The sequence below is a fragment of the Bacillus sp. FDAARGOS_1420 genome, assembly GCF_019344915.1.
Taxonomy (GTDB): Bacteria; Bacillota; Bacilli; order Bacillales; family Bacillaceae_G; genus Bacillus_A; species Bacillus_A mycoides.
Genome location: NZ_JAHWJB010000003.1, coordinates 493,513 through 506,737 on the forward strand (window position 1 = coordinate 493,513; position 13,225 = coordinate 506,737).

At 35.1% G+C, this 13,225-nt stretch carries 11 protein-coding genes and 2 pseudogenes; 1 reads left to right on the forward strand and 12 read right to left on the reverse strand.

Features of this window, described 5'->3' with window-relative positions; all coding sequences use genetic code 11:
* Positions 1-27: 27 nt before the first annotated feature.
* The 11 genes and pseudogenes from I6L50_RS31220 to I6L50_RS31265 form a co-directional block, all read right to left on the reverse strand.
* On the reverse strand, positions 28-2,127 hold the full coding sequence (locus I6L50_RS31220; RefSeq protein ID WP_219304030.1) for a VirB4 family type IV secretion system protein: 2,100 nt from the start codon (positions 2,125-2,127) through the stop codon (positions 28-30).
* Between the two features lie 2 nt (positions 2,128-2,129).
* A complete protein-coding gene (locus tag I6L50_RS31225) occupies positions 2,130-3,044 on the reverse strand; it encodes a hypothetical protein (RefSeq protein ID WP_219304031.1) in 915 nt (304 codons plus the stop codon).
* Positions 3,045-3,395, reverse strand: a complete 351-nt coding sequence (locus I6L50_RS31230; RefSeq protein WP_113937421.1) for a PrgI family protein — start codon at positions 3,393-3,395, stop codon at positions 3,045-3,047. It lies immediately after the preceding gene.
* Between the two features lie 66 nt (positions 3,396-3,461).
* A complete protein-coding gene (locus I6L50_RS31235) occupies positions 3,462-3,881 on the reverse strand; it encodes a hypothetical protein (RefSeq protein ID WP_219304032.1) in 420 nt (139 codons plus the stop codon).
* A gap of 117 nt (positions 3,882-3,998) precedes the next feature.
* Positions 3,999-4,184, reverse strand: coding sequence for a hypothetical protein (locus I6L50_RS35200; protein WP_257475455.1), 186 nt, complete (start codon positions 4,182-4,184; stop codon positions 3,999-4,001).
* A gap of 1,495 nt (positions 4,185-5,679) precedes the next feature.
* A pseudogene (locus I6L50_RS35205) lies at positions 5,680-6,306 on the reverse strand (S-layer homology domain-containing protein); the annotation flags it as partial.
* A 324-nt stretch (positions 6,307-6,630) separates the two neighbouring features.
* A complete protein-coding gene (locus I6L50_RS31245; protein ID WP_219304034.1) occupies positions 6,631-7,551 on the reverse strand; it encodes an Rpn family recombination-promoting nuclease/putative transposase in 921 nt (306 codons plus the stop codon).
* Between the two features lie 108 nt (positions 7,552-7,659).
* Positions 7,660-7,830: a hypothetical protein gene (locus tag I6L50_RS31250; protein ID WP_219304062.1), complete on the reverse strand. Its 171-nt coding sequence runs from the start codon at positions 7,828-7,830 to the stop codon at positions 7,660-7,662.
* A 49-nt stretch (positions 7,831-7,879) separates the two neighbouring features.
* A complete protein-coding gene (locus tag I6L50_RS31255; RefSeq protein ID WP_219304035.1) occupies positions 7,880-9,193 on the reverse strand; it encodes a DUF3854 domain-containing protein in 1,314 nt (437 codons plus the stop codon).
* Positions 9,183-10,958, reverse strand: a complete 1,776-nt coding sequence (locus I6L50_RS31260) for an LPD1 domain-containing protein (RefSeq protein ID WP_219304036.1) — start codon at positions 10,956-10,958, stop codon at positions 9,183-9,185. Before I6L50_RS31260 ends, I6L50_RS31255 begins: the two co-directional genes overlap by 11 nt.
* Positions 10,959-11,071: 113 nt before the next feature.
* Positions 11,072-11,623 carry a hypothetical protein gene (locus I6L50_RS31265; protein ID WP_219304037.1) on the reverse strand — a complete coding sequence of 184 codons (552 nt, stop codon included), beginning with the start codon at positions 11,621-11,623 and terminating at the stop codon, positions 11,072-11,074.
* 347 nt (positions 11,624-11,970) lie between these two features.
* Between I6L50_RS31265 and I6L50_RS31270 the strand changes: the two genes are divergently transcribed.
* Positions 11,971-12,765: a hypothetical protein gene (locus I6L50_RS31270; RefSeq protein WP_219304038.1), complete on the forward strand. Its 795-nt coding sequence runs from the start codon at positions 11,971-11,973 to the stop codon at positions 12,763-12,765.
* A gap of 229 nt (positions 12,766-12,994) precedes the next feature.
* Here I6L50_RS31270 and I6L50_RS31275 read toward each other — a convergent pair.
* A pseudogene (locus I6L50_RS31275) lies at positions 12,995-13,225 on the reverse strand (hypothetical protein); the annotation flags it as partial.

The following is a 13,225-nucleotide window of genomic DNA, read 5'->3' on the forward strand; positions in this document are numbered from 1 at the left end:
TTCACCTTCCTTTTCAAAGGTACGCTATTACCCTGCGTACCCTTGTACTTGCTTCATATTATTTAAAAGCTCTTGTAGTACGGCTTCATTCGATTCAATGAACATCATTTCTTTTTCAGATGGATCTGTTTGAATCCAAACCGAACTATCCCCTACACGGAAGATTCCTTCTCCTTTTCCTGGGTTATTTAAGATAATATCGAGCTCCCCAGCTGTTAAGTTGAAGTTTTCTTCTATTTTCTTCTTATCTATTTTGTTTTGTTCTAAGAAGAAATAAGAGAAAGTAGATTGCAAGATACCACGCGCTTTTACATTTTCTAAAATACGAACAAAGTCCTGACTTGCCCAACACATACCTGCATTTCTCTTACGAGAACGACGTGCTACTTTTTCTAGGAAGTTAACCGTTTGTTCATAATCGATAAACTGCCACATCTCATCCACATACAGTACTTTTCTTTTTACAGCGTGCTCCGGGCTCTTAATCCAATGCTCCCAGATATAGTTCAAGATAACGTGGAAGGCAATTGGTTTTAAGAACCCTTCCTCTAAATGGCTAATATTAAAGTTAACAACACGTGATTCATTTAATTGCGTTTCTACACCACGGCCAAAGTTACTTTGCCCATCAAATAGCGGTTTGGAACCATCTCGTAAGAATGGACGAATAGCGGCAATTAACTCTTCCGCTTTCACATCTTCCCCATGATGCTCTACTAATGCATCATAGATTTCTTGTAGCTCTGGCTCTGGTTTTCTGACTTGAGACTGGATTAATTGACCATCTACCTTCTTTACCTCATCCGTATATAAAGAAGTGGGATGTGACGTAATCCCATGTTGATCAAATACTTCACGAATTGCGTCTTCTAGCATGGTACGCTGGAACACATTTAATCCTGGTTGATCAAAGTCTTGTCCTCGGATAATAATGTCAAAGAATCCAAGTAGCTCATTAATCTTTTCTAGAATCGGTACGAATCTTACATATTTCACACCATTACGTTCTACCAGTTCTTTCTTATCATATTGTTCTAGTGCTTCTAACTCTTCATCTTTATCGGTAATCGGAAGTTCTGTTACAGCAATCGCGCAAGGGTTGATAATGATATTACTCTCTGGTGAAATATTTAAATTAATACCGCCTAAACGTTTCGTAATTTTTACGAATTCTCCCTCAGGATCAATAATCATCGCATGAGTATCTGCAAGAGACGTCTCACGAGCGAGTTTCATTTTAAGATATAAACTTTTTCCTGAACCCGAAATACCTGTCACACCCATGTTGTAGTTTGGTGGACGATAATCGCCACTACCAAATGAATTTAAAAATTCAATTTGGCCAGTAATTTTATTCTTACCAATTGGCACACCACCATTAAATCGTCCTGAACCTGATACAAATGGTGCAAATGTACATAAGGCACGTCTATCAATATTTCGATATGTATCTTGCAAAGTGTTTGGTGCACCTAGTGGCATAACCGCTTTCAAACCACTTTTCACACGATTCCAAGTACTTGCTATCTTAAAGTGTGATGCTTGCATTTCATCCTCAAGATACTCACATAAAACGTCTAATTCTTTCTTTGAATCAGCATACGCAACCCCCACCGTACTCACCATATAGGAGTCATTCTCATTAAATTGAATTTCATCCATTAAATTGTTTGTATCTTGAATTTTTGCATCTAAGTCTTTTTCTTGGTCAATGTTTCCTCTTGTGCGTTGGAAAGAAAGGTTCGAACGTAACATCGTTAGCTGCATATCTAACGATCGCATCGCTTTCGCTTTTGGCTCTTTATGAATATCAATCATGACATCGACTTCCCCAGCTGAAGTTAACATGTTCAACCAATTGGTTTGCATCATACGAGGGTATCCATCACGTGGAATATAAAACGGACGGAAGAAGGTATTACTTCCTAAAGACTGCTTAATCACCCCATAGTCTTCTGCATCAATTTTCATTCCTTCAGGAGCAATAACATCAAACACTGTTGTTTGATTGTCTAATTGAGTAGACACTTCTTCTTGCTCCTGCTCTTCCTCCTCTAGCTCTAATTCATCTGTTTTTTCTGCTTCTAATTTCTTTTTTTCTTTTTTCTTCTTTCCAAACAACTTCATATTTACGCCACCCCATTATTTGATTTTTCAGCTTTTTCTTTTGCTAGAACTTTCTTTATTAACTCTAGTTTTCTCTCATTTGTTTCACCTGTTGAATACAGAGAGAAGTTTTCATTTTCAATTAAATCTTGGAAACGTGCTTTCACAGCTTTACGACGATTAAACGCTACGTATAAGAGTTCTATCAATTTATCTTTCGTTAACATTTCTACATTAATTTTTGCTTTTGATAATAAATTTCGCGAAGCATTATAACGACGATATAATTCGTTAAACGCTTTATCTACAATCTTTTCTTCCAATTCTTCCTCTGTATCAGCTGTGATCGTACTAATATCCACCTTGTATGGGTAAATTAAATAACGCTTTTGCTCATATCGAGGCTGCGAACGTTGCCAGTACTCTAAGTTATCGATAACTTCTTGACCATATAGTACTGTCTCTGGTGTAAGGTCCTTCGCACCTTTCATCGTTTCTGTCATTTTTCGTACAGGATCTGTTAAATCTACAAATTTACTTTGGATATATACTTTTGTATTAAACTCTAATGTTGTTAACCATGATTCAATTTTGATATCAATCGCTTCTTGTTCCATGTTGGAAAGTAAGTAATAGTTTACTGGATGCGCTTCCGCGATTAGGACAAATGTGTCATCATGATACCGAATCATATGATTGTCAATTTCCTTAATGTCCTCTACAAAAGTGCTAAAGAAATCAACATTATCCTCATCAACTTCTGATTCAGGAGGCATATTCTTTCTATTTTTCTTTCCGCCTTTTTCAGCAATGTGTTTCTCTACCCCGCCCTGCTTTTTCCCCTTTTTTTTAAACCCAAACAGCGGTTTCCCGTTCATTTTCCGATAAAAGAAAAACCCTACAATGGCTATCACCGCAAAATATATCATTTCCAACATCTATACATTCTCCTTTACCCATATAGTTGGCTCGTACCCTTTTCTCCACTTCCCTTTTTCGGAACGGCTACGCATCTTGATAAGTAAAAATCTATCTAGATACATGTGTTGTTTTTCTTTATAAATAAAAGCAAACGCTATTACACCTACCACCATTGGTATTGCTAAAATTAAGCAAATAAAAAACGCTACTACCGCATCAATAGGTGCAAATAGCCGCCATAAAAATGGTACATATAAATAAAGAGCCGCCCCGCCACCTAATAGATAAATCAATTGGCGTTTACTTAATACACCTAACAACGTTTTTTGTTCCGAAGTCATGTCAACAGGAACAGTTACTTTTCTCATATTGTTTCCTCCCTTGTATAAGAGAAGCTCTCCCCAAATGGAGGAGAGCTTGTACAAACTCTTATGTTAGATTGTTGCAACCCAAGCAGCGATGTCGTACGCTTTGATCATGACAAAGCCTCCAATTGCCGCACAAGCTAAACCAACCATAGCTTGTGTACGGTTTTCAGGGTTCTTCCCTTGCGCACCAGAAAGTTTAATAGCTGCGAATACAACACAAGCAACTACCCAAATACTACCAAAACCAATTAATGTTTTTACAAGGGTATTCATACTGTTTTGGACAGTTGCAGCATTGCCTTTACCGCCATTACCACCAAGCCCCCCCGTAAAACTATTTTTTGCCAGTAAGAAATCTCCTACTGATGTTGTCATAAGTTTTGCAGACAACCAATTCAACATAATTCCTGCACCTCCGGGTGTTTTTGCTCGCAAAACGCAAAAAGACCCCAATATACGCACACGTCCCCTAAGGACATGGCGCATATTGAGGTCTTCTCTTATATGCGAACTGATTCATTTTTTATTTTATTGTTAAATCTTATTACTTTTATATTATAGCAATGCGATTTCTAAAATACAACCCTTTATTTACACCTTTTATTACTTTTTAGCCTCTTTATTTGGATCGTACCATATCATTTGCATTTGAAAAATATCACTGCCCGTAAGACCTAAAACATTCATTTCTTCTTTCAATGAGCACGATGGTTCTATTTTTATAGAGTTTGTACTTTTGTCTCTAAGTGTATACACATGTACATAATAGGCTTCTGCATTCTTTTGTATAATAGCCTCCTTTACTACAAAATAATAAACCATATAGATATATAAAAATTACATAATTATTAAGTGTATTATGAATTAATATGTGTTGATTAGGTAGATGATGTTACTTTATTCCCACTTTTTATCCGCTTCCTTTATACACTTAATTCAGTATATTGATAATTATAAAAAATTAACCTATCAGATTGAATCTAATCCATTAAATAATGGATATCCTTCTATCTAATAGGTTACTTATACTTACAACAAAGAAAAGAGAGAAATTTATATCAGACTACAAAATTATTAAGGTATATTATTTTTTTGTAATATTAAAGAAAATATTAAAGTCCTGCCCACCTTGATATACTTTATAATGATTGGCATTATCCTCTAAAAGGATCTTATCTACTATATATTCTCCAGGTTGTGCATATGAACTTAGTGGAATATTTGCAACCCATCTTTTTGTTTGAGCATCATAATTTGCATGCTGTTTCATGTCCTCTCCTCCAGGACCTTGTATAGTTATAAACACAGACTTCACGCCAGAAACGTCATCTTCAGCTTCTACACTTACTTGTACACTTTCTCCCGCTTGGTATGTCTTTTTGTCTATTTCTACTTTATTTAGCTTAGGTGGTTGTTGATCAGATCCTAAATCATTTCTGACCATGAAATCCACATTAAAATCTACTTTGTCCTGATATACTTTATAATGATTAGCATTATCCTCTAAAAGGATCTTATCTACTATATATTCTCCAGGTTGTGCATATGAACTTAGTGGAATATTTGCAACCCATCTTTTTGTTTGAGCATCATAATTTGCATGCTGTTTCATGTCCTCTCCTCCAGGACCTTGTATAGTTATAAACACAGACTTCACGCCAGAAACGTCATCTTCAGCTTCTACACTTACTTGTACACTCTCTCCCGCTTGGTATGTCTTTTTGTCTATTTCTACTTTATTTAGCTTAGGTGGTTGTTGATCAGATCCTAAATCATTTCCGACCATGAAATCCACATTAAAATCTACTTTGTCCTGATATACTTTATAATGATTAGCATTATCCTCTAAAAGAATCTTATCTACTATATATTCTCCAGGTTGTGCATATGGACTTAGTGGAATATTTGCAACCCATCTTTTTGTTTGAGCATCATAATTTGCATGCTGTTTCATGTCCTCTCCTTCAGGACCTTGTATAGTTATAAACACAGACTTCACGCCAGAAACATCATCTTCAGCTTCTACGCTTACTTGTACACTTTCTCCCGCTTGGTATGTCTTTTTGTCTATTTCTACTTTATTTAGCTTAGGTGGTGCAATATCTTCTTGATTAGTTGTCCCATTATCATTATTTTTATTAGGATTCTCTTGCTCTGTTGTTGCACCGCCATTATTCTCTTTATCTGGTTTTTCCTGCTCTGTTGTTGCACCGTCATTATTCTCTTTATCTGGTTTTTCCTGCTCTGTTGTTGCACCGCCGTTATTCTCTTTATCTGGCTTCTCTGGTACCGTTGTTGGTTTCTCATTCAAATTAATTGCACTGTATAAAAATTGCGCATATTGCTCACGTGTTACAACCTGCTTTGGCTCAAACATATTATTTCCTGTACCAGCAGCAATTTTATTTTCTTGTAATGCACTGATAGCATTCGTAGCCCAATAGTTTTTTTCCACATCTTTAAATGTAGTAGTTGCTGTCGCTTTTAAATTAAAGGCTTTTGTTATCACAGTAGCTAACTGCTCACGTGTTAAGATATTATCAGGTCCAAATTTCCCATCACCATAGCCATTCATAATACCAACTTTAGTAAGAGTTAAGATTTCTTTTTCAAACATATGCCCTTTGACATCAGTAAACGGATTTTTAATATTAGGGTCGTCTGCAGGCTTCAAGTAAGCATAAATCATTCTAGCTACTTGACCACGAGTTATGTTATCACCAAAACCAAACATACCATTTCCATAACCTGCAATAATATTTTTATTTGCTAAATCTGTAATAGCATTAAAGGACCAATGGCCTTGTGGAACATCATTAAACTTTTTTCCTTCTGCCTGCGCATCTATCATTGGTGTTAATGTTGTTGCTAACATAATACTGCCTGCTAATACCGTCTGTTTAAGTTTCATAAATTATCTCCTTCATTCAAATTACGTTTATATGATTATTTCCCCTCAATATAATACTTGAGTACACTCACTACTTCATCTAAACTAATGTGCTAGACTCATTACAGAAGTTCAATGTAAATCTATATCTTTATATTTTAATTCTATAAATTAAAACATGCAATATATTCCTTTTTTCTATCTTTTAAATTTTTTTAAAAGATAGATTATAATAAAGGTCTATACGCTAAAATTCTATTCGAAATAATAATTACAATGGAAAAAAATAAAAAAACAGGCAATTGCATGTGAACTGACGCAATTACCTGTTTTTCTCACTTTCACCTATTTATTTTTTAAAATTTCATTAACCTCTTCCACACTTAAATCAGCAGCTTTCGCAATTTGTTCTATAGGCAACCCCATTTTAATCAAATTGTGAATTATCTCTATCTTAGTTGCAATTCTAGTTTCTTCTGTGGCTTTTTTTGTGGCTATTTCTGCAGCTTTTTCCTCTGCTGTTTCTATTTCAGATATTCTATCTTTTATTGCCTTTTCTCTCGCCTCATATAAGCGTAAAAAATCCTTATCGCTACTTAGACGCTCCCAATCCTCTATTGCCTTTTTCAAAACTGGATCTTTTTCCATCGCGATCCCCTCCAGGATTGTAGTTAATTTCTCATCTTCATATGCAGGAAATAATAGTAGCCAACGTGCTAATATATCATCCCATGGATCCATTCGATCTTCTTGCCATTCTCGAATTACTTTTGGAATCTCAAGAAAGTGCAATTGCATATTCTCCGTAAGTACGTGTTTTGATTTTTTGTTCATGACTACACCAATATTATGAAAATCTTCTTCTTCAGGAAACAAAATGAAATCCACTATATTAATGCAAATTGTCGGTCTTAATTCCGTGTATTTCATTCCTTGAGTCATCTGAGAATAATACATACCTGACCAGTAGAACAGAGAACGCTTAATCATATCTTTTTTGTCTCGAACCTGTATCTCTATATTTAATTTTATACCATTATTAAGAGTGGCTCGCAAATCTAAAATAGACAATTTATCATCTTTTTGCTCTCTTGGAAGGTGTGGGTCATCTAAATGCAAAGAAATAATTTTCTCATCTAGAGAAGATTGTAGCACCGCATTAAGAAACCCAATTAATATATCCTCGTTCCCTTCCACTCCAAATAAACGCTTAAAAGCAAAATCAACTCGTAAATTCACTAGATTTTTTTTTACATATATACTCATATTTTCCCTCTACCTTTCTACTTTTGCAATTTTTATTTAAAAACAGAAAAAAGATAGAAGTACAATTCTATCTTTTTCTCCTTCTATTTATCTCACCAAATGCAACTACTAGTTGTTTACTATATATGAAATGTCCTCTTCACACATATTTGTCGCATTTGCAATTGTCGTAATAGAAACCCCCTCATTATAAAATCGTTGAATGAGTTCCCTTCTTTCTTGTTCCCTAGCTTTTTTGTCTACGTCCATTAATTGTTGCATAAGATTCATGTACTTCATACACGCCTTTCTTTTATATAAAATCCCCTAGCTGAAATTTTACGATTTATTATATTGTGCGGAAAACTGGCTTGAAAAATGCTTGCATAGCATCATCCAGTCCTTTCCCTTGCGTTGGATTCCACGCTGCAATAACTACGTTATAACCCACTCGCTTTAACTCTGTCGCAAAGTCTATAAGAGCTTTCCTTACTTTTTGATTCTCTACTAAATCCGCATCAAACGCTAAATAGACATTTTCTACGCCCATATCCTTTAATACAGGCATAGTAATTCGCCAAGCGTTTACACCAGGAATCGCAAGAACCGTCGTTCCTACTTCAATAAGTTCTGCTTTATTAAATCGCTCTGGAATCAAATCAGCAATCAAATCAGCTTTCATGGGTCCTTCTGTGATCATTACTGATTTAGTTTGATGCAATGTACCAGAATTCCAATGTTTTAAATGAGAACTCGGTACCGCTACGTGTACAGGAAGTGGATTTTCACTACCTCCTGCACCAGTTCCTTGATTTTTGTTTGCTGATGAGAGCCATAGGTATTTTTGTCCTTTATGAATCTTTACAACAATTCTTTCCTCTCGGAATGGAATCTCTACTTTTTTGCTCACTTCTAGTTCGCCTTCAAAGATACAATCACCATTCTTAGTTATCTTTACAACATTAGGTTGTTCAATTAATTCCGCTTGAACTCCAGTAGGTGCCAATTTCAAATGAACGGAGTTCTTCACTTCATCCACACGAACCTGCCATCCAACAATTTGATTGCACTGGTTTCGAAAAGGAATCAATATACCAGGAGATCCTGACATCAAACGAAGAGAAAGTTGACCTTTCCTCATCTCATAAAAGCCTGGAACACCTTGCCAACAGTTTTTATTCCCCATCTGTTTAAATAGCTGCTCCCAAACAGTCGTATACGTATTATCCTCCTCTAACACAATTTGTTGTTTTAAGAAAGAACGATATTGACGAACTTGTATTTGTTCTTCAGTCATTTTTCTATCTCGTAATAAATGTGTATGATGATGCTCCTGTAATGGTATGAAATCCATTAATTTACGATTAAACACATCTAATTCCTCATTACTTTTCTTATCATGAATCTGAATTTCATCCGCCTCAGGCAATTGATACTTATCTTTTCCATTTATGTAGTGAATGTAGCTTGGGTTACCCGTGTTTTTTCCGTAAATCCATTTACTTTCTACACGTGTACATGCTACCTTCTCTTGCGAAACATGCAGCATGCAATTACCTGTATCATGACAAATCGGACACGTAACACGGTAAAATTCCCACCAGCTCCCTCTTGGATAAGCACTTGTTAAACGAAACTGTCCTTTTTGTATGTTATAATTCATTATTTCCCACTCCTTGTATACTGTTTATTATATATGGAACTGCCACTTCCATTAAACTCTTTATACTTCTATTTAGATATTCTCTTTGCTCACCTAATGGATATACAAAAGAATGTGTATCACAAACTAAATAATCGCTTCTATGTTCTTGATCTAACAAAGCCGATTCTACATATGCTTCAAATGCTCTAGCAAACATCTCATGATTTGTAGACCAATACTTTTTGGTTCTCTTCTTATCTAACTTAATTGCTGTATCAAAGTATACAGACCCTTTCGCTTGATAGGATATTTCATCAAATTTTTTCCCTGTTTTTTTATAATGGAAAGCAGCTAGCATTTGTGCAGTTCGCTCAAATTCCTTTTCAGTTTTACGTTCCATACGCGTTTTTGCTGCTCCTAACAAAGTATCAAGTTTCCTGTACAAACTTGCATGATGTGATTCTAAAATATTTGAAACATTCCCTTTAAATACATCATAACTATCGATAACACCACCATAGAAATACCACTTTCTACTGTAGGCGTTTTCCACGTTTATTACTCTGGCCACTTTTCCTTGTTTACAAGCATCTAGCACATCTTGCATCCTTTCCTTGATAATAGCAGGCAAGATATTCCCGACACTCTTCCCACTTGATAGGAAAGCAAAGCTACCGTTTTGAAAATCATGACTACAATCATACAAGAAATGATCCAATGCATGGCTCCATTCATGACACAATGCTCCAACTCCATTATCACGAGTTAAATTAATTACTTTGGTAGAAGGTTCATAATGTGCTAATGCATTGCCGCTTCCTCTCGCACCAATCGCAAGTCCTAAGCGTCCTCCTAGCCCTATATATTCAGGTGGAATCCCCAATATACGAGCTAAATCATGTAACGCTTCAGATACATGCCCAATATGCTCTTTCGCATATTGCTCGGTGCAATAATGCCCAAATTGCATTCCCTTTAAACCAAACATAGCAACTACGTCCTCAGGTTTGGTAGCAAGTTCTACTCCTGGTCCTTTTCTTTGCAGGGTATCTGGTAGTTTCCTACTCCAAGCAGCTGCGGATTTCTTACGAGTCGTAACCTTTTTCGTAAGTAAATCATTCCATGTTAGTTCATTTGATACACGATGATACGTAGAATTAATACTTTTAGAATTTGTACAAAGTGATATGAATTTCTTTCCTAATATCAATAACTCCATACCATCTGCATCAACAAATTCATCAAAATATTCTTCCACCATTCTTTTAAATGTGTATGTAACACTCTTATTTTTTCTAAATGCAGACCAACCGTTGCTCATTTCCATACCATAAGAAACAACAAGGTCTACCCATTGTTCTGAGGTATGTACTGACTGTATATCATTCCATATTCTTCTACATGCTTGAACATACAATTTCCTTGCAGTCGGTGTATCTACAATTGGCTTCTTATTTATCCTACCTACCAGTAATTGCTTTAACTTTGCAACATGTGGCGGGATATCATTTTCTTTTTCTTGTTCAAAAGAAAATGATATCAGTGTATTTCGATCTAATGCATTTAGCGCCTCTGTTGCAGATTCTTTTTCAATTTCTGCTAAAATTTCTAAGGAAAAAGATACTAAAAATGATTCTTTTAAGGCTCGTAACTCTTTCTTAGCTCCAACTAATTTCTCACCGACATCATAACTGTATCGATTGCGAACTTGTTTATCTGTTCTCACATCTTGTACCATTACGTTTTCTCCTACCTCTAAATCAAACATTTCAAATAAATTCATACTCTAATCCTCCTCAATAAAATAAAAAGACAGAAATTCATAGTAATTTTCCACTACGGATTTCTGTCATTCCCTCTGTCTGCATACTTCCATATGGTTTTGTAAATCATTCATTACGATACACTTACACCTGTTAAAGAGAATAAATCCTCTTTTGTTGGATTAAGTGATTGTAACCAGCTATCTACCTTTAGAAAGTTTACTTTTTTTAATTGTTCGCCTTTCTCCGCACGCTTAACCACTTCTAAACATCCATGATGATGAACAAGCATTGTAAGATCATCTTTCTTAAAAATACAATCTACATCTGAAGGCTTTACATGATGGCTACGCAGAATCGTTTTCCACTTCTTAAGTGAATACCCTTCTACATCTAAAAAACCACGGATTGCAGTAAAACGAAAACTCGTCCCTCTAAAACACTTTTCCAATAAAAAAAGGAAATCTCGTATACATCCATTGAAATAGACATGATACAAATAGATTTCCCCTGCTTGTTTTGCTGCTCGCTGTGACAAGTTTGATGGTTTAATTGAAAACTGATAACAATCTCGTTCCCAAAATGCTCCTTCTTTTGTAACTCTCATTCGTAATGCACGCAAACTTGGTATAAAATCCTTTGGATGTGCAGAACAAAATATGGATACTTCATAACTCAGTTTCATTAAAAATCCCCCTAAATAATAATTTTTGCCCAATGTGATAATGGGTTTTACCAATCAAACAGACTTGAAAACAACATAAAAAGGGCTTCTTCAAGTCGATTAATAATGTGCATAGCAAAATAAGCTATATATACACTAATCGGCTCAAAGAAGCCCTTTCACAATTGAAACAAGACGCAACTTGCTTCTACAACTCAACCACAACGCATAAGGTGTGGGAATAAACGGAATCAATTAAACAATAAATATAGTTATATCTTAATTAATTTATTAAGTATTATCAAGTACCATTATATATTTATATTATTTAGGCGTATAATACAAATATATAAAGGAGGTAGAATATTTTGCCAATAGAGTATGATTCAAGTAATCCCAGATTAATTCCTTCAGTTGTTACTTTTATTGATGTATTAGGATTTTCGCAATTGGGTATCAGAGCGTTTACCAATGGTACAGGTAATGAATTTTTAAATCAAATACATACTTCATTAAAAAACGCTCGACGTACTATGACCGATCAATTGCCACTAGCAAAAGTTAAAGTTTTTACTGACAACGTAGTAATTGGATGGCCTATTCATGAAGATGGAGATGGAGAGGGAGAATTAGGAACCACTTTCCTTAACCTATTAGAATATCAATTTTCGTTAGCGCTTAATGGCTTTTTTACTCGAGGCGGAGTAAGTATTGGTCCTCATTTTATGGATGAAGAAACCGTTTTCGGCCCGGAATTGATTACGGCATATAAACTAGAATCACAAGTAGCTGTTTATCCTAGAATTATCCTAAGTGAAAAAAGTATAGAAAAAGTGCATGAATACATACAATATGCCCCTCAACCTGATAATCCCTTTAATTCTGTATTACTTGAGGATATGGATGGAGAATGGTTTTTAAATTACTTATATGTCTTATTAGAATGGCACAGTGAAGATGTCACACTTCACTTAGAGACACATCGCAATCAAATTGAAAGTGCATTAACTACCTATGCAAATGATCATAAATTACTAAAAAAGTATTCATGGATAGCAAACTATCATAATTATTTTTGTGATGAATTTTTACCTGACGCAGCTGATCATCTTAAAATCGGTTCACCAATTAAAATGTCACCACCAAGAAGAATAATTACATAAATAATAAAAGCATTCTTACTAAGTAAGAATGCTTTTACATATCCACCCTACTATTTTTCAACAATCGGGCCAGATTATGGAGGAACGTGTTCAATACTATGGGAGATATTTTGTTAAAATATAAAATCAAAATTGTGAAGATCTTCACTTAAACAAACGGGGCAGGTTAGTTTAAATTCAATTAAAAAGACAATAACAAAAAGGAAGGGCAACAGACTGCCCCTTCCTTTTATAATTCAGGTAATGAAACCCTTGCAATAACACTTTCGTCTTCAGTTAAAATCAAAATTTGATAATTGGCATCCGCATCTCCGTCACCAAATTTCTGAATAAAGGCTTTTCGCAATTTTTTTCCCTGCTTGCTTTCTTGCTCGACATCTACAAACACATTAATCATCCCTGCATAATGTTCATCCGCCTCAACCCTATACTTCATATTGAAATCATCGACCAACACGGG

Excerpts from the sequence above, each read along its gene's own strand:
- I6L50_RS31220 (WP_219304030.1), bottom strand. The coding sequence starts at position 2,127 with ATGAAGTTGTTTGGAAAGAAGAAAAAAGAAAAAAAGAAATTAGAAGCA.
- I6L50_RS31225 (WP_219304031.1), bottom strand. The coding sequence starts at position 3,044 with ATGTTGGAAATGATATATTTTGCGGTGATAGCCATTGTAGGGTTTTTC.
- I6L50_RS31230 (WP_113937421.1), bottom strand. The coding sequence starts at position 3,395 with ATGAGAAAAGTAACTGTTCCTGTTGACATGACTTCGGAACAAAAAACG.
- I6L50_RS31235 (WP_219304032.1), bottom strand. The coding sequence starts at position 3,881 with ATGCGCCATGTCCTTAGGGGACGTGTGCGTATATTGGGGTCTTTTTGC.
- I6L50_RS31245 (WP_219304034.1), bottom strand. The coding sequence starts at position 7,551 with ATGAGTATATATGTAAAAAAAAATCTAGTGAATTTACGAGTTGATTTT.
- I6L50_RS31250 (WP_219304062.1), bottom strand. The coding sequence starts at position 7,830 with ATGAAGTACATGAATCTTATGCAACAATTAATGGACGTAGACAAAAAA.
- I6L50_RS31255 (WP_219304035.1), bottom strand. The coding sequence starts at position 9,193 with ATGAATTATAACATACAAAAAGGACAGTTTCGTTTAACAAGTGCTTAT.
- I6L50_RS31260 (WP_219304036.1), bottom strand. The coding sequence starts at position 10,958 with ATGAATTTATTTGAAATGTTTGATTTAGAGGTAGGAGAAAACGTAATG.
- I6L50_RS31265 (WP_219304037.1), bottom strand. The coding sequence starts at position 11,623 with ATGAAACTGAGTTATGAAGTATCCATATTTTGTTCTGCACATCCAAAG.